The 16,677-nt window shown below is 72.7% G+C and carries 14 protein-coding genes; 6 read left to right on the top strand and 8 right to left on the bottom strand.

The window, feature by feature from the left end; genetic code table 11:
- Positions 1–11: 11 nt before the first annotated feature.
- Entirely contained in the window at positions 12–1,415 is a 1,404-nt protein-coding gene (locus ACWCPM_RS17165; RefSeq protein WP_450976993.1) for an ABC transporter substrate-binding protein, read from the bottom strand.
- Positions 1,416–1,543: 128 nt separating this feature from the next.
- On the opposite strand from ACWCPM_RS17165, the gene ACWCPM_RS17160 reads away from it, so the two are divergent.
- Genes ACWCPM_RS17160 through ACWCPM_RS17145 form a run of 4 tightly spaced genes read left to right on the top strand, consistent with a single transcriptional unit; the run spans position 1,544 to position 6,671 of the window.
- A complete protein-coding gene (locus ACWCPM_RS17160; protein ID WP_450976992.1) occupies positions 1,544–2,590 on the top strand; it encodes a zinc-dependent alcohol dehydrogenase in 1,047 nt (348 codons plus the stop codon).
- Positions 2,591–2,611: 21 nt separating this feature from the next.
- Positions 2,612–3,412, top strand: a complete 801-nt coding sequence (locus ACWCPM_RS17155) for a sugar phosphate isomerase/epimerase family protein (RefSeq protein WP_450976991.1) — start codon at positions 2,612–2,614, stop codon at positions 3,410–3,412.
- Entirely contained in the window at positions 3,409–4,764 is a 1,356-nt protein-coding gene (locus tag ACWCPM_RS17150; protein ID WP_450976990.1) for an MGH1-like glycoside hydrolase domain-containing protein, read from the top strand. The genes ACWCPM_RS17155 and ACWCPM_RS17150 overlap by 4 nt, the downstream gene beginning before the upstream one ends.
- Entirely contained in the window at positions 4,761–6,671 is a 1,911-nt protein-coding gene (locus ACWCPM_RS17145; RefSeq protein ID WP_450976989.1) for an amylo-alpha-1,6-glucosidase, read from the top strand. Before ACWCPM_RS17150 ends, ACWCPM_RS17145 begins: the two co-directional genes overlap by 4 nt.
- A gap of 177 nt (positions 6,672–6,848) precedes the next feature.
- Here the strand turns inward: ACWCPM_RS17145 and ACWCPM_RS17140 are convergent, their stop codons facing one another.
- The 7 genes from ACWCPM_RS17140 to ACWCPM_RS17110 all read right to left on the bottom strand — a co-directional run bounded on the left by ACWCPM_RS17140 (position 6,849) and on the right by ACWCPM_RS17110 (position 12,591).
- On the bottom strand, positions 6,849–8,063 hold the full coding sequence (locus ACWCPM_RS17140) for a hypothetical protein (RefSeq protein ID WP_450976988.1): 1,215 nt from the start codon (positions 8,061–8,063) through the stop codon (positions 6,849–6,851).
- Positions 8,064–8,246: 183 nt separating this feature from the next.
- The gene (locus ACWCPM_RS17135; RefSeq protein ID WP_450976987.1) at positions 8,247–8,654 is read right to left on the bottom strand and encodes a hypothetical protein; all 408 of its coding nucleotides are present in this window, start codon (positions 8,652–8,654) and stop codon (positions 8,247–8,249) included.
- A complete protein-coding gene (locus tag ACWCPM_RS17130; protein WP_450976986.1) occupies positions 8,648–9,421 on the bottom strand; it encodes a M23 family metallopeptidase in 774 nt (257 codons plus the stop codon). Before ACWCPM_RS17130 ends, ACWCPM_RS17135 begins: the two co-directional genes overlap by 7 nt.
- A gap of 71 nt (positions 9,422–9,492) precedes the next feature.
- Positions 9,493–10,368: a C40 family peptidase gene (locus tag ACWCPM_RS17125; RefSeq protein WP_450976985.1), complete on the bottom strand. Its 876-nt coding sequence runs from the start codon at positions 10,366–10,368 to the stop codon at positions 9,493–9,495.
- A gap of 141 nt (positions 10,369–10,509) precedes the next feature.
- Entirely contained in the window at positions 10,510–11,061 is a 552-nt protein-coding gene (locus ACWCPM_RS17120; protein ID WP_450977056.1) for an RNA polymerase sigma factor, read from the bottom strand.
- A 163-nt stretch (positions 11,062–11,224) separates the two neighbouring features.
- A complete protein-coding gene (locus tag ACWCPM_RS17115) occupies positions 11,225–11,884 on the bottom strand; it encodes a M15 family metallopeptidase (RefSeq protein WP_450976984.1) in 660 nt (219 codons plus the stop codon).
- A gap of 308 nt (positions 11,885–12,192) precedes the next feature.
- Positions 12,193–12,591, bottom strand: a complete 399-nt coding sequence (locus ACWCPM_RS17110) for a hypothetical protein (RefSeq protein WP_450976983.1) — start codon at positions 12,589–12,591, stop codon at positions 12,193–12,195.
- Between the two features lie 305 nt (positions 12,592–12,896).
- On the opposite strand from ACWCPM_RS17110, the gene ACWCPM_RS17105 reads away from it, so the two are divergent.
- Both ACWCPM_RS17105 and ACWCPM_RS17100 read left to right on the top strand, forming a co-directional pair.
- Positions 12,897–16,073, top strand: a complete 3,177-nt coding sequence (locus tag ACWCPM_RS17105) for an AfsR/SARP family transcriptional regulator (RefSeq protein WP_450976982.1) — start codon at positions 12,897–12,899, stop codon at positions 16,071–16,073.
- A gap of 125 nt (positions 16,074–16,198) precedes the next feature.
- Positions 16,199–16,669 (top strand): hypothetical protein, encoded by a 471-nt coding sequence (locus ACWCPM_RS17100; protein ID WP_450976981.1) that lies wholly within the window; start codon positions 16,199–16,201, stop codon positions 16,667–16,669.
- The last annotated feature ends 8 nt before the right edge of the window (positions 16,670–16,677 follow it).

Genomic DNA, 16,677 nt, shown 5'->3' with positions numbered 1-16,677 from the left:
CAGGCGGACGGCTACTGCAGGGACTTCTGGAGGGCGGCGACCTCGTCGCCGGCTTCGCGTGCCGCCTCCGCGGGGGAGGACTGGCCGCTGGTCATGGCGCCGATGGCCTTGGGCACCGGCAGTTCGCCGTTGGTCGCGCCGACGAGCGCGCCCTCGCCCTGGGTGATGCCCCAGCGGCGCATGTTGCTGACGCCGTCGGCGAGCTGGTTGAGCAGGCTCGCGGGGAAGACCTGGTCGAAGGGCTTCTTGGTGTCGACGCCGATCTCGCTGTGCCGCCACGCCTCGATGTAGCGCTCGGGTTCCGCTGCCGTGCCCTGCCGGACGGGGATCTTGCCCTCGGGCGCCATGCCGAACCAGGACTCGTAGCCGGCGCCCATCATGTACTCGATGAACTCCTGCGAGGCGGCGCTCTCGGCGGTCTTGGTGGTCACCCAGGAGGTGATCTCGCCGAACTGCGCGGCCTCCTCGGCGTCGGGGCCCTGCATCGCGGTGACGATGCCGCTGTTGGAGGACAGGTACTCCGTGTCCTTGCGGCACTCGGGGCAGCTGGGCAGGGCGTCCTTGCGCAGGCCGGCCAGCTCGTCGAGCAGGAACGACGACCAGACGATCATCGAGGACCGGCCCGCGAAGTAGGTGGCGCGGGTGGAGTCCACGGTCTGGGTGCCGGGGGCCCCATAGGTGCGCGCCAGCTCGTCGTAGGTCTTGAAGGCGGTCTGGCACTGCGGGGATTCGAGGGCGATCTCGTGGTCGTCGCCGACCAGCTGGCAGTCGTTGGCCAGGGCCACGCTCTCGAAGCTCTGCGAGGTGAAGACGTCACCGGGGTCGGTGGCGGCGGACATGCCGTCGTTCCCCTTGGTGGTGAGCGCCTTGCCGGCGGCCAGCGCCCGGTCGTAGGTGTCCGGGGCCGCCAGCTGCTTCCGGTCGAACTGGTCCTTGCGGTAGACCAGCAACTGGAGCCAGGCGTCGGAGGGCACCCCGAGGCTGTTGTTCCCGTCGGTGGTCAGGTCCAGGGCGTTGGGGTTGAAGGTGTCGCGCCCCAGCTCGCCGATGATCTTCTTCGGGATGCTCGTGTCGAGCAGGCCGTTGGTGTACATCTGCCAGACCTGGCCCATCGGGGCCGCGCCGATGACGTCCGGCAGCGTGCCGGAGGCCGCCGCCGACATGATCAGCTGCGGCATCTGCCCCTCGTCGACCCCGACGAGACGGACCTTGACGCCCGACTCCTTCTCGAACCCGTCGATGATCTTCTCCTGCGCGGCGATGCGATCCGGCAGGTTCTCCTGGGACCAGACCGTGATCTCGCGGTCCGGCTTGCCGGGCCCGGTGCTGGTGGAGCAGCCCGACAGCAGCCCGACACCCAGGGCTGCCGTGACGCTGACCGCGATCGTCATCGATCGCCGGCTCTTGGTGCGCATGCGTGTCCTCGTTCCCACTTACGTCTACTAAGAACGCATCTCAGCATCAGTTTTGCTTCTTGACAAGACATAAGTTGGGGTTATTGTCGACGCAACCGAAAAAAACCGCACCCCTTCCGGAGCCCTCCGTGGAACGCGTCGTTCAATTCACCGGCCCCCGCCAGGTGGAGGTTGCCGAGCACGACAGAGCCGATCTGCCGCCCGGGCACCTCCGTGTCCGCACCCGCTACTCGGGCATCTCCGCCGGCACCGAGCTCACCGCCTACCGCGGCACCAACCCGTACCTGACGCGCACCTGGGACCCCGAGGCGCGGCTGTTCCGCGACGGCGCCGCCGGCATCGAGTACCCCGTGGCCGGCTGGGGCTACTCCGAGGTCGGCGAAGTCGTCGAGGTGTCGCCGGAACTGGCGGGCACCCCGGGGCTCCCCGAGCCCGGCGACCTGGTCTGGGGCATCTGGGGCCACCGCAGCGAGGGCATCGTCCCCGTCGAGCGCATGATCGGCCACACCCTGCCGACGGGGCTGGAGCCGCTGGCCGGCGCCTTCGCCCGGGTCGGCGCCATCGCCTACAACGCCGTGCTGGCCGGAGACATCCACGTCGGCGAGGACGTCGCCGTGTTCGGGCAGGGCGTCATCGGCCTGCTCACCACCCGGCTCGCGCAGCTCAACGGCGCCCGCGTCACCGCGGTCGACGCGCTCGACGGCCGCCTGGAGACCGCCAAGCGCTACGGCGCCCAGCACACCCTGAACGCCCGCACCGACGCCGTCGCCGAACGCATCCGCGAGGCCACCGCCGGGCTCGGCGCCGACCTCGCCATCGAGATCAGCGGCGTCTACCCCGCCCTCCACGACGCCGTGCGTTCCGTCGCCGTCGGCGGCCGCGTGGTGGCCTCGGGCTTCTACCAGGGCGACGGCATCGGCCTGCGCCTGGGCGACGAGTTCCACCACAACCGCGTCCAGCTCATCTGCTCCCAGATCGGTGGCGTACCCCCGCAGCTGTCCGGCCGCTGGACGGTCGAGCGCCTGCAGCGGACCTTCCTGCGGCTGGTCGCCGAGGGACAGGTGGACGTCGCCGCCCTGGTGAGCCATGTCGTCCCCGCCGCCGACGCCGCCGAGGCGTACGTGCTGCTGGACGAGCGCCCCGCGGAGGCGCTGCAGGTAGTGCTGGAATTCTGAGAGCTCTGAAAGGCCCCCCTCATGCTCAAGACCGCCGCTCAGGAGCAACTCCTGCCCGGAGACACCCTGCAGGCCAAGTGGGACTTCGCCCAGGAAGCCGGCTACGACGCCATCGAACTGCGCGGCAAGGGCGATCTGCACTTCGCCTCGCGCCTGGCCGAACTGCGGCAGGCCCGCAAGGACGGCGTGGTCATGCCGACGGTCTGCGTCGACATGCTGCACTTCCTCGGCGCCTTCGACGCCGATGTCCGCCGTGACGCGATAGCCCAGATGAAGTCGCAGCTCACCGTGATCGCCGAGATCGGCGGCCTGGGCGCCCAGACGCCGGCCTCCTACGGCATGTTCTCGCGCCGGCTGCCGCCCTTCGAGCCCCCGCGCACCGAGGAGGAGGACCGGGAGGTCCTGCTGGCCGGGCTGACGGAGCTCGGTGAGCACGCCCGCAAGGAGGGTGTCACCCTCTTCCTGGAGCCCCTCAACCGGTACGAGGACCACATGGTCAACCGGCTCGAACAGGCCGCCGACCTGATCCGCGCGACCGGACTGGACTCCGTGAGGATCGGGATCGACAGCTACCACATGAACATCGAGGAGAGCGACCCCGCCGCCGCGATCCTCGCCCACGCCGACGTCATCGGCCACGCCCAGGTCTCCGACTCCAACCGGTTCCAGCCCGGAGCCGGACACCTCGACTGGCCCGCCTGGCTCGCAGCCCTGCACACCATCGGCTACGACGGCTACCTCGCCCTGGAATGCCGCCTGACCGGCGACCCGGTCGCCGCGGTCCGCTCCGTCCCGGCCTTCCTCAAGAGGTCCGGCGCGTGAGCTCCCTCCTGGACCGACCCGTGCCCACCGCCGCCGCCACCCTGACATTGCGGCGCGGTGCGGCGCGGGTCCTCATCGACAACTGGACCGGCACCTCCACCGTTCCCTCCCGCACCCTCTACCCCCACCAGTGGAGCTGGGACTCCGCCTTCATCGCCATCGGCCTGCGGCACCTGTCGGTGCGCCGCGCACAGCAGGAGCTGGAGTCCCTGCTGGCCGGGCAGTGGGCCGACGGGCGCATCCCCCACATCCAGTTCAACCAGGCCGTGCCGCACGACGCCTACTTCCCGAGCCCCGACTTCTGGCGCTCCTCGGGCGCCGGCCGTGCGGCGGGCGCCCCGTCGGCCACCGAGACCTCCGGCATCGTCCAGCCGCCGGTGCACGCCCTCGCGGCCTGGCTGGTGCACCAGGCCGACCCGGACGAATCACGGCGCCGGGGCTTCCTGGCCCGTCTCCACCCCCGGCTCGTGGCCTGGCACGACTATCTCCTCACCCGCCGTGACCTCGGCGGCGCGGGACTGGCGGCCGTCGTCCACCCGTGGGAGCCCGGCATGGACAACAGCCCCTGCTGGGACCAGCCCCTGCAACGCGTCACGCCCGCCTCGCCCGGCAGCTTCCAGCGCGCGGACCTGGACCACGGCCACCCGGCCGACCGTCCCACCGACCTGGACTACGGCCGTTACGTCCGCCTCGCGACCGACTACCGCGCCGCGGGTTACGACGATCGCGAGGCCCCGCACGGCTTCGCCGTGGAGGACCCCGGCTTCAACGCCCTGCTGATCGTCAGCGAACTGGCGCTGGCGTCCATGGCAGAGGAGCTCGGAGCGAACGGCGAACACCACACCGCGCGCGCCGAGGCCCTGACCCGGCGCCTGGTGGACCGCCTGTGGGACGCCGACGCCGGACTGTTCCGCGTGCGTGACCTGGGCGACGACACCCTGATCGACGAGCGCAGCGTCAGCGGCCTGATCCCGCTCGTCGTCCCGCACCTGCCGGACGCCGTCGTGGCCCGCCTGCGCGAGACCCTCGACGGCCCGCACTTCTCGGCACCGGCCACACGGCTGGTCCCCAGCTACGACCTGACCGGCCACGCCTTCGCCAGCACGCGCTACTGGCGCGGCCCGGCCTGGTTCAACACGGCCTGGCTGATCGAGCGAGGACTGCGCGCCCACGGCCACCACGCCGAGGCCGAACGCCTTCGCCAGGGCTTCCTCGCCGAGGCCGGGAAGTCGGAGTTCGCCGAGTACGTCGACCCCATGACCGGCGCCGCGCGCGGAGCCCGGAACTTCTCGTGGACCGCCGCCCTCACCCTCGACCTGCTGTGCGCCGACCTCGAGGAGAGCACACGATGACCGCGGCAGACACCCGCGTCCAGCTGGTCCGCGACGCCACCTTCGCCCGCCTCGACACCGAGGGCGGCATCACCGGCACCCGCGGCAGCACGCCCGACGGACTGTTCCTGCGTGACGCCCGTCACCTCAGCCGCTGGCAGCTCACCGTCGACGGCACCGCACCGACGGCCCTGGTGCCCGCGACGACGGAGACGGACGACACCGCCGCCAGTGTCCTGACCCCCCAGGGCACGCGCGACAACCCGCCCGCCTACACGGTCTTCCGCGAGCAGACCGTCAGCGCCGGAACGCTGACCGAACACCTGCGCCTGGTGAGCAACCGCCCCGACCCGGTGACCGCGCGCGTCGACCTCACCGTCGACGCCGACTTCGCCGACCTGTTCGAGCTGCGCGCCGACGACCGCCACTACCCGAAGCCGGGCGCCGGCTACGAGAGCCGACGCACCGACGAGGGCCTGCGCTTCGACTACCGGCGCGGCGACTGGCACGCCCGGACCACCGTCACCGGCAGCCCGGCCCCGGACGCTGCGGAGCCCGCGGGGACGGCTCAGGACTCCACCGCGCACACCCTGACCTGGCACCTGGAGCTCGACGGCCACGGGCAGGCCGAGCTCGTTCTGACGGTCCGCGCGCAGCCGCACGGCCCGGCGGTCCCGGTCCCGGCCGTGCCTCACACGCACCGGCAGACCGCGGCGCCCACGGACGACTTCGCCCGCACCTGCGCACGCGGCCTGGCCGACGTCGACCTGCTGACCATCCCCGTCACCGGCGTCGACGGCGAAGAGGTGTACGCCCCCGCCGCCGGCATCCCCTGGTTCCTCACCCTGTTCGGCCGCGACTCCCTGCTGACCTCGTACTTCCTGCTGCCCTACCGGCCGGCGACGGCCGCCGCCACCCTGAGCGCGCTCGCCGCGACCCAGGGCCAGGACTACGACACCTTCAGCGGAGAGCAGCCCGGTCGGATCGTCCACGAGACCCGCCACGGCGAACTGGCCCACTTCCGCCAGATCCCCTACGGCCGCTACTACGGCGCAGTCGACGCGACCCCGCTGTTCCTGGTCCTCCTGCACGCCCACCACGAGGCGACCGGCGACCGGACCCTGGCCGTCAGGCTGGAGCAGCACGCCCGGCGGGCCGTCGACTGGATGCTCACCGACGGCGGCCTGGAGAAGCACGGCTACCTCGTCTACACCCCCGACCCGGGCGGACTAGTCAACCAGAACTGGAAGGACTCCGCCGGCGCCATCTGCTTCACCGACGGCACCCAGGCCGAGGGCCCGATCGCGGTCTCGGAGGCCCAGGGCTACGCCTACGACGCGCTCGTGCGTACGGCGGACCTCGCCCAGGACGTCTGGCGGGACGAGGCGTACGCGCAGCGCCTGCGCGAGGTCGCCGACCGGCTGCGCGGCCGGTTCGTGACGGACTTCTGGATGCCCGGGGCCGACTTCCCCGCCCTCGCCCTCGACGGGCACGGCCGCCAGGTCGACGCCCTCGCGTCGGACGCGGGACACCTGCTGTGGTCCGGCATCCTCGACACCGAGCAGGCCCACCGCGTGGGCAGGCGCCTGCTGGAGCCGGACTTCTTCTCCGGCTGGGCCATCCGCACCCTGGCGGCGGGTCAGAAGCCGTACCACCCGCTCTCCTACCACCGCGGGAGCGCCTGGCCGCACGACAACGCGGTCATCGCCCTGGGCCTCGCCCGCTACGGGCTCGACGACGAGGTCGCCACGGTCTCCGAGGGCCTGATCACGGCGGCGGCCGGGCACGGCTACCGCCTGCCCGAGGTCATCGCCGGCTACGCCCGATCCGGTGACGCGGGCCCCGTCCCGTACCCCCATGCCTGCTCCCCGCAGGCATGGGCGGCAGCGACCCCGCTCGCCCTGCGGACGGCGCTGGGACAGGCCTGACCACACGGAAGTGCCTTCCGCGTGGTGGGGATCAACTGCCCCAGGACCACTGTGTCCCCTCGCGGAGCGGCCGTGGTCCGTGCGGTGTCCGCTCCTGCCCTCGCAGCCCTGCGCCCCGGGGGGACGGCGCGGCGACTCGATCCGTGCGAGTCGCGCGCCGTCCCGGTCGGCGGCGGGTCAGCAGACCGGCACCCCGGGCACCTGGTTCTCCGGCACGCTGAGGTAGATGTTGGTCATGTAGCCGCCGTACTGCGGGAGATGGGCCCACCAGTCGTTGAGGTACGGCGGCGCGCTGACCTGCTGGCCACGCCTCTGGCAGTCGACCAGGACCTCGACGCCCGCGGGCAGCGTCGTCAGCGTGCCGGACGTGGTCGTCGTCTGGGTGCGGACCCGGACGCCCGAGCCCCAGGTGCTGACCCAGGTACCGGCCGGGCGTGAGGCGCCGGGGACGTTCAGCGAGCGGGTCAGACGGCCGACGTCCGTGTAGGCCTTGCCGTAGGACGTCCCGCTCGGGTGCAGGGTGTAGACGACCACGATGGAGCGGTCACCCGCGCCCACCACACCGGTCGTGTGCAGCGCCGGACGCGCGAGGTCGACGGCGCTGGCACCCGCGTCGGCGGCGCCCGGCCCCCCGGCGGTCGAGGCGGTCGACTCCCGCGCCGAACTACTCGCGGCGGCCGATGCCGTGCACCCGCCCGAACTGAAGCCCGACCAGCCCTGCTTGACGGCCCAGGGCCGGTTGAACGAGCCGGCGATCCCGAAGTGCTGGTCGTAGCCGTCGGTGGCGCAGCGGGTCGACTCCCGCAGGTTGCCCAGCATGTAGTCACGGATCGGCGCCGGAGCGGAGTCCAGCAGATAGCGGTAGATCTTCACGGTGTCGCGGGCGGAGAGAGCCGTGTAGCCCCAGAAGCCCGGGTGGGTGGACGGCGGCCTGGCGGTGTCCGTCAGACCGAGCCGCGGGATCATCCGGTCGATGATCGCGCCACCGCCGTTGTTCGCCCAGAACGTGCTCGCGGCGGCGTCGTCGCTGCCGCGCAGCATGCTGTCGACCCGGGCCCGGTCGGCGGCCGGCAAGGAGTCGGGAGTGCGGTTCCACAGCACGTCCAGGGCTATCAGCAGCTTCACGACGGAGGCCGACCGGAACTGCCCGGCGGTGTTCAACTGCTCGGTGAACGCACCGGTCTGGCGGTCGAAGACGGCGACTCCCGCCGTCACCCCGGCAGGTACGTCGGCCTGGACCGTCGGAGGCGGAGCGGGCGCCTCGGCGGAGGCGGCGGTCGCGGTGGCGCCGACGAGCGCCGCGAGAGCCGCGGCACACACACCGGCATGCGCCACGCGACGACGGGCGGACCGGGTGAAGCGCCCGCCGTGTGTGCTGTTCGGAGTCTTCATGGCCATCCTCGGGTCGACGGTCGGTGCGTCGCTCGCACCATCGGCAGGACGGCCACGCGTGCCGCGCCGTATGAGGACCGGGCTCTCCGCACGGGGCCGGTCCTCGTCGCACGCACGGCGAGATGCCCCCGGGACCGCGGTGGTCCCGGGGGCATCTCGCCGTGCTGTCGCGGGCCGGGAGGTTCAGCAGGTCGGAAGACCCGCGTCACGCTCGTTGTCGCCGCCCCCGACGAGGAAGATCTCACTCATGTAGGCCGAAGGCGCCATGCCCACCGCCGGGGTCTTGACCCACCAGGTGTGCCAGTGGCCCCCGTAGTCCGCGCGACCGCCCTCGACCTGGCACAGCACCCTCAGCCACCCGCCGTCGGGCGACGTCGAGACGACCGGCGCCCGCGGGTCGGGAGCGGAGCGGAGGTTGACGTTCGTCCCCCAGATCGGGCACCGGTACGTGCCCCGGTAGTCCGGATCGGGCGTGCAGGGCGCCGAGTCGGCGGCCTGCGCCGATGTGGTGACGCCGGGGGTGAGGAGCGCCGCGGCGGCCAGGACGACCGCCGCGACACCCCTCCCGCCGGCACGGCGGCCGGTCAGCATTCACGCACCCCCGGCAGCCAGGCGGCGGGGTGGTCGATGTAGATGTTGGTGACGTAGCCTCCGAGCGCCGGGATGTACGACCAGGCGTCGTTGCTGTGGCCCTCGGCGTTGACCATGTCACCACGCTTCTGGCACTCCACGAAGACCGGCGTCGGCCCGGTCAGCGTGTGTACGACCGCCGCGTTCAGCCGGGCGTCGGCCCGCACCCGGACACTGGTGCCCCAGGTCGTGAAGTTGGTGCCGGGGTTGCCGCTGCCCGGCGTGCACGGCAGGCTCACCCCACGTGCCGACAGGTACGGCACCGGGTCCATGCCCCGGGTGCTGGACGTGGAGCTGTGCGCCTCGAAGTGGAGGTGCGGGCCGGTGGACTGGCCCTCGGAGCCCATGCGCGCGATCAACTGGCCGCCGCTCACCCGCTGGTTCACGGAGACGAGGCGCTCGTACATGTGGCCGTACTCGGTGACCGTGCCGTCGTCGTGCCGGATACGGATCCACTGGCCGTAGCCGCTGGCGGGCCCGGAGACGATGACGGTACCGGGTCCGGTGGAGTAGATCGGAGTACCGCGGTTGTTGGCGATGTCGACGCCGTCGTGACCGGAGTGCCAGCCCTGGGTGATGGTTCCGGCGGTCGGGCAGGAACCGGCGTAGTCGGTCGGGCCCGCGGGCGGAGCGGCGTCCGCCGTGCCGGCCGTGAGCGGGACCAGGGCCGTCGCGGCGATCGTGGCGACGAGCATGCCGAGGGACTGGGGGCGCTTGAATGCGCGCATGACGAGATCTCCTCCGTGCGGAAAGAAGCGAGTGGGCGGGTCGGTTCACTGGTACGGGCGGCGCCCGTGGATCAGCAGTTCGGGACTCCCGGCAGCCAGGCCTCGGGGTCGTCGATGTAGATGTTCGAGATCCAGGCCCGGTACTTCGGCAGATACGACCAGGCGTCGTTGCTGTAGCCCTCGGCGTGGACCATCTCTCCGTGGACCTGGCACTGCACGTCCACCGCCGTCGGGCCGGGCAGACGGGTCACCGGGGGCTTTCCGGTGCCGGGTTCCGGGCGCAGGCCCACCTGGGTGCCCCAGGTCAGGAAGCGCTTGGTGCCGGCCGGCGGCTGCTCCCCGCCCGCGATCCGCAGGGCGCCCGCGTACTGGGCGTTCAGCCGCACGTCACTGACCATCACGAGCGTCCCCGACTCACGGGCCTCCACCATCTTGCCGCCACCGAGGTAGACGGCGATGTGGTGGACGCTGCCGAGGTTCCCCGGGTTCGATCCCCACAGCAGCAGGTCGCCCGGCTGCAGCGGGCCGAGACCCTGGTCGCGGCCGAACCGGGCGGTGGCACCGCTCCACTGGGCCTGGTTCCAGGACCCCTCGGGCAGGGCGATCCCGGCTCCCTGCCAGGCCGCGTACTGGACCAGATGCGAGCAGTCGAAGCCCTTCACCTGGCTGTCGTGGGCGCCGGGGCCGCCGCCGGGGTAGTCCTGACCGTACGTCGGCCCGTGGAGGGAGCCGCCGCCCCACGAGTAGGGCACCCCGATCTGGGAACACGCGGCGTCGACGATCGCCCGCGCCTGCGCGGACGCGCCCTCCAGGGCACGGCAGTCGGCGGCGGCCACGGCCTGCGACGGAGCCGGTGACGCGGCGGCCGTCGCGGCACCGGTCCAGCTCAGCGTGGTGGCGAGCAGCAGTCCTCCGGCCACCGCCAGTGTGCGGTTCGTGCGGCGCATAAGGGTCCCCCTGATGTGGTTCGAGCGCTGTACGGATGAGTCGGGTACGGGTGAGCGGTCCATGAACGTGCCCTCGCCGTACGGGTGTTCGGTGGTCTGCGGGGCCCGGCAGTCGGTCGGTCTGCCTCGGGCCGCCGCCGGTCACACCGCGGGCGTGGGCCGCGCGGTTTCGTCGGCCTTCGTCGAGGAGACGTGCGCGGAGGCGGGTTCGTATGCGTCGAGTGCGGCGCGGATCTTGGCGAGTCCGCGCATCCGGTTGCGCTGCACCGTGCCCCGGTGCGCGCCGAGGCGTTCGCCCGCCATGTCATGGGTCAGACCCTCGATGTCGACCAGGATCACGGCGGCGGCCTCCTTCGCGGAGAGCCCGCGCAGCAGCGCGGTCGCCACCGTCTCGGCCTCCCTGCTGGCGAAGCCCCCGTCCCAGCTCTGCTCGGGCAGCCGGTCGGTGCAGCGCTCCTGGCGAGAGGGGTGGCGCCACTGGTCGCGCAGCAGGTTCAGCGCCGCCGCGCAGGTGTAGGCGTACGGCTGCTGCTGCCGCACCAGGGTCCGGGCGCGTGCCCGCCGGGAGAGCCTCAGATACGTCTCCTGCAGCAGGTCGTCGGCGTCGTGCGGATTGCCGGTCAGAGCCAGCAGCCGGCGTCGCAGTCTCGGCATCACGGCGGTGAAGGCCTCGTCGAACTCGGCCGCGGTCATGTGGTGGGTTCCGGTCGTCGTGTTCGTGCTGTCCGCGCCCTCCACGGCGAGGGACGACTTGTCCCTCATCGTCGGGGCGATGCAGGTGCTTTCCATGGTGTTCCCCCGGGGTCCGTCCGTCTCGTACTGCGGTGGTGCGTGCCTGCTTCTTCGTGCTGGAGCGTCACGGGCGGTACAGCGTGGCGGGCCCGTACTTGGCGGTCGGCGCCGTGGTCATCAGCGCCCAGTACCGGTCCCCGTGCGACCAGTGCCACCACTCCGTCGGGTAGTTGACGAACCCCGCCGCCGTCATCGCCCGGCTCATCACCGCCCGGTTCGCCCGGGCCTCGGGGCCGATGCCGGCCGCGCCGGTGCGGCAGCGGCCCTCGCTCTCCTCGGGGGTGGCGTTGACCTCGGTTCCGAGGGGGAGTTCCTCACCGTCCGCGGTGCACAGCGTCAGGTCCACCGCTCCGCCGCTGACGTGCGGGGCGACCTCCGGAGGCGAGATGTAGGCGCTGGCCAACTCCCGTATGCGGTCCGGCCGGGCGTCCGGATGGGCGGTGCGCAGGGTGGTCGCGTACTCGTCGAAGTAGCGGCGTTGCAGCGCGGCCGGCCGGAAGCCCTCGACCACCAGCAGGCGGATGCCCGCGGGCAGCGCGTCCTGGGCGAGCAGGAGCCGGCGCAGGACGCCGGCCCTGACATGCGCGTACGAGCCGTCGCCGTCTGCTTGCCGGGTGTCGACGCGCAGCGCGCCGGCCTCCCGGGTGTCGACCAAGGGCTCGCCGTTGTCGGCGACTTGGGTCCCGGCCACGCGGTGGTCCGAAAGCAGGATGATGTCCGTCACGCTCACAGCGTGCCGGTGGGCTCTGCAGAACCGCTGCAGAACCGCTGCAGGGCGGACTGCAGGGCCGCCGGCGGTCGCGTTGCACCAGTGCGTTCCGTGCGGCCGGCCCGCGCGCCGGGTCCGCGGAGTCGCGCACGTGCCCGCCCCGCGATCCCCCTGCGGCGATCCCCCTGCGGCGAGCGGCGAGCGGCGAGCGGCACGCGAAACGGGCGGACGGTACGCGGGGCGACGGGGCCATGACGGCCCGTCGTCGCTCCGCGCACCGCCCGCCCGAAGGAGCCGGCAGCCGGGTCTGTGCCCGGACTTCGTCAGAAGCAGTCCTCGAAGTTCTCCGAAACTCCGGGAATGGGCGCGTAATTGCTGCCCCCGCGCACATACACCGCGCTGATCCAGCCACGTGGCCCGCCGGCGTCCACCTGGACCCAGTAATTGTTCTCGTAGGGACCGTCCTTGACGGTGTCACCCGTGCTCTGGCAATACGCCGTGACATACATCCGGCCGACCTTGATGCCGCTGTAGGGCGGGCACGAGAACTCGGCACATCCGCGCATGTTCACGCCGGTCGCCCAGACGTAGACCTGGGTCGTCTGCGGGGCCTGCGGGGCCGGCGCGGCCGCGATCAGGGACAGGCCCGCGCCGCAGGCCGCCACCACGGCGGCCGCCGTGCGGCGCGCTCGGCTGGTCTTCTTGGTCGTCGATCCGGTCATTCAGCCCTCCGTCGGTCGTGTGCTCTCGTCGATGCGCCCGGATGACGGTTCCGGGCGACCGGCCGTATGCGTCACTTCGGAATCGGCTCATACGGAGAGGTGGTGACTTCCGTCCCCAGGTCGAAAGTCGGACGGTCTCTTCTGTGAACGGGGAGGAATTCGCACCGGACACCCAGCGTTTTTCGGCCATTCTCAGTCCCACCGCTCTGCCGAAATGAAGAAGGGCAGCGCGGTGTGAGGCATGCCTGTCGGCAGGTGCCGGTATGTTGTCCCTGACTCGCGGGAACGTGAATTCGGGGGACACGGTGGACGTTCGCCTTCTGGGTCCGGTCGAAGTGTCGAGCGGGGGACAGCGGATTTCGCTGAACGGTGCGAAACCGACGGCGATACTCGCGGCTCTCGTCGTGCACCTCGGTGAGGTCCTCTCCGCCGGACGACTGGTCGACCTGGTCTGGGAGGAGGAGCCGCCCGCCACCGCGCGTGCGCTCGTCGCCTCGCACGTCTCCGGACTGCGCCGCGCCCTCGCCGGCCGGGAGGGCGCTGACGCGATTCGGACCCGATCCCCCGGCTACGTCGCCGAGTTCCCTCCGTCCGCCGTGGACACCCGGCGCTTCGAGGAGGCGTTCACGGCCGGCCGGACCGCGGCCCTGGACGGGCGGGCCGAGGAGGCCGTCGACACACTCCAGTCGGCGGTGCGTCTGTGGCGCGGGCAGGACGCCCTGGAAGGGCTCGGGCAGAGCTTCGCCCGCGTCGAGGCGATGCGTCTGACGGAACTCCGTCTGGAGGCACAGGAGTTCCGCTTCGCCGCCGAGCTGGAACTCGACCGGCGCACGGATCTCGTCGCCGAACTCGTCGCCCACGTCGCCGCCCACCCGCTGCGGGAGCGCGCGCGGGGCCAGTTGATGACCGCGCTCTTCCGTACCGGCCGGGTCGCCGACGCGCTGCGCTGCTACGACGAGGGCCGCCGGTTGCTCAGAACGGACCTGGGCCTCGATCCCGGGCCGGAGCTGCGGGCACTGCACCGGGCCCTGCTCCAGGCCGACACCACGGTGCTCGGGCCCCCGGGCCGCCGCGATGCCACACCCTCCGGACAGGGCCCCGGGGGACCGAACCCCACCGGAGCCCGACCGGCCGGAGCGAGGCACGCGCCCGCCGGCGGGACGGCTCCCCGGCCGGGCGCGGACCGGAACGCACCGGCACCGCCCCGCCTCCAGCAGCCCCACGACGACACGCGCCGGGCCGTTCCCTCCCAGATCCCTCCGGACGTCGCCGACTTCATAGGACGCACCGAACAGATCGCCTGGGCCACCGCACTCCTGGAGCAGGTGCGCGACCCGCTGCGCACCGCGCCGCCCATCGGGGTCGTCTCCGGCCGGTCCGGCACCGGCAAGACCGCCCTGGCCGTGCACGTCGGCCACCGCACCGCGGCGCTCTTCCCCGACGGGCAGCTCTTCGTCGACCTGCGCGCCTCCGACTCCGAGCCCGTACGGACCGCCGACGCCCTCGCCCGGCTGCTGCGCGCTCTCGGCGTGGACCCCGGCACCGAGGCCCGCGACGAGGAGGACCTTCTCGGCCTCTACCGCACGCACCTCGCACGCCGCAGGGTCCTGCTCATCCTGGACAACGCCGTCAGCGAGGCACTGCTGCGGCCCCTGCTGCCGCCGGGCGGGGGCTCGGCGGTGCTGATCACCGGCCGCCGCCGGCTGGTCGCCCTGGAAGGCGCGACGCACCTCGACCTGGGCGTGCCGTCCGAGCCGGAGGCACTCGACCTGCTGGCACGCGTGGCCGGACCGACCCGCCCCACCCTGGAACCGGGCCAGGCCGCCGAGATCGTCGCGCTGTGCGGACGGCTCCCGCTCGCCCTGCGTATCGCGGGCGCCCGGCTCGCCGCCCGCCCTCACTGGACGCCGGCCAGGCTCGCCGCGAGGCTGCGGGACGAGCGCCGCCGGCTGGACGAACTCCAGGCGGGGGACCTGGAGGTGCGCGCGAGCCTCGGACTCGGCTACGCCGACCTGGACGCACAGGAACAGCGCGCGCTGCGCCGCCTGGCACTGATGGATCTGCCCGACTTCGCCGCCTGGGTCGCCGGGCCGCTCCTCGACGTGACCGCGCACGAGGCGGAGGACGCGGTCGAACGTCTCGTCGACTGCCACTTCGTGGAGGTCGTCCGCACCGACGAGACGGGCCGGACCCGCTACCGCATCCACGACCTGGCGCGCGAGCACGCCCGTGAGCGGTGTCTCGCCGACGAGGACGCGGACGAGCGCGAGAGGGCGGTGGGCAGGCTGGTCGCGAGGTGGCTGGGCCTGGCACGCAGCGCGGCGGCCCGCGGCCCCGGCGGCGCGTCGCGGCTCCTCCCGGGCGCCGTGGAGGAGCCGGCCGACCTGGCGGGGGAGCCGACCGCGTGGTTCGCCGCCGAGCAGCGCTGCCTGCTGGCCGCGGTCACCCACTGCGCCGAACACGGCATGTCCGACGCCGCCCGCGAACTCGCCGCCGCGCTCATGGCCGCGTCCGCGGCGCTCTACAACCAGTTCGACGCCTGGTCCCGTTCGCACGACGTGGCCCTCGACGCGGTGCGCCGCGGCGGTGACGTCGAGGGGGAGGCCTGGCTGCTGAACGGGCTCGGCCAACTCCGCCTGGAGCAGGACCGCTTCGACGAGGCACACGCGTTCTTCGCCGCGGCACTGCGCCTGTTCGAGGAGCGGTCCGTCCGCCGCGGCCGCGCGGACGCGCTGGCCGGAATGGGCGCGGTCCGCCGTGAACAGGCCCGCTTCGCCGAGGCGCTGACCCTTCTCACCTCGGCTCTCGACCAGTACCGCGAGCCGGAGGACATCGCGTCCATGGCCCATGTGCTCTACGGCATCGGGTGCGTGCACCGGGACCAGGGCCGGCACGACGAGGCATGGGAGGCCCTCTCCCAGTCGCACCGGCTGTACGTGACCGCATGGGACCGCCACGGCGAGGCACTGGCGCTGCGCTCCCTGGGCCTGTGCCACCGGGCGCGGGGAGACCTGCCCGGCGCGGAGGCCCTGCTGCGGCGCTCTCTGAGCATCTTCGAGGAGACGGACGACGCCTTCGGCGTGATGTACGCGAGTCAGTCGCTGGCCAAGGTCGAGCTGCGCCAGGGCCGGTTGCCGGAGGCCCGGGAACGTCTCGACCGGTGCCTGGAGATCACCCGTGAGCGTCAGGACATGTTCGGCGAGGCCCTCGTCCTGCGCACGCTCGGCGAGTGGCACCTCGCCGCGTCCGGATGGGAGACCGCGACCGAGACGCTGCGGCAGGCACTCGGCCTCTGGGAGAAGCTTGCTCTGCCGCTCTGGCGTGCCCGCACCCTGCGCGACCTCGCCCGCGCCGAACTGGCCAGAGGCGCGGGGCCGGTGGGACGCGAGCTCGAGGAGGAGGCGCTGCATGTCTTCCGTGAGCTCGGCAGCCGCGAGGCCCACGAGCCCCCGGACCGGGGCGGCGGCGGTCCAGGACGCTGAGGCGGCCTCGAACCGGCGAGCGACGCGGGCCCTTCGGTGGTCATACGGCAGGCGGTCACCTCCCGTCGCAGTGGTGAACGGCGCGGCACCCGTCGCCCGTGATCCCGCCGGGAGAGGACCCCACCATGACGGAGACGAAGTCGACACACTCGGACGCGCGCGGGCACGACGACCGCAACGAACGGCGCCCCGCCCTCAGGGCGCTGCGCTCCCTCGCGGGCCTCGTCGTGGTCGCCGCCTCGCTCCTGCTGTCGCTCGCCCAGCCGGCGGCCGCCCACCCGCCGAGCGGGTCGGTGTACGTGTGGGCGAGCGACGTGCGGGTGCGTTCGTGCCAGAGCACGAGCTGTGACCTCGCCACCACCGAGCGGCTCACGCGTGTCAGGGTCCAGGCGTACTGCCAGGTGGACATGGGCGAGGCCGGCCGGGTGACCGACGGCCCCTACACCAACACCTACTGGGTCCAGGTCATCACGCCCGGCAGGACCCTGGGCTGGATCTCGGCGGTGTTCGCCGCCGGCGGCTCCAACAACAGTCCGGTGCCCGGCGCGCCGGTCGACAGCCTCGGGGACGGCACCGTCGACTGCGAGTACATCTGACCACCCGG

This window comes from Streptomyces sp. NPDC002309, from assembly GCF_053593375.1.
Note: the sequence above shows the minus strand (reverse complement) of the source record. Positions and strands in the feature narration are given on the sequence as shown.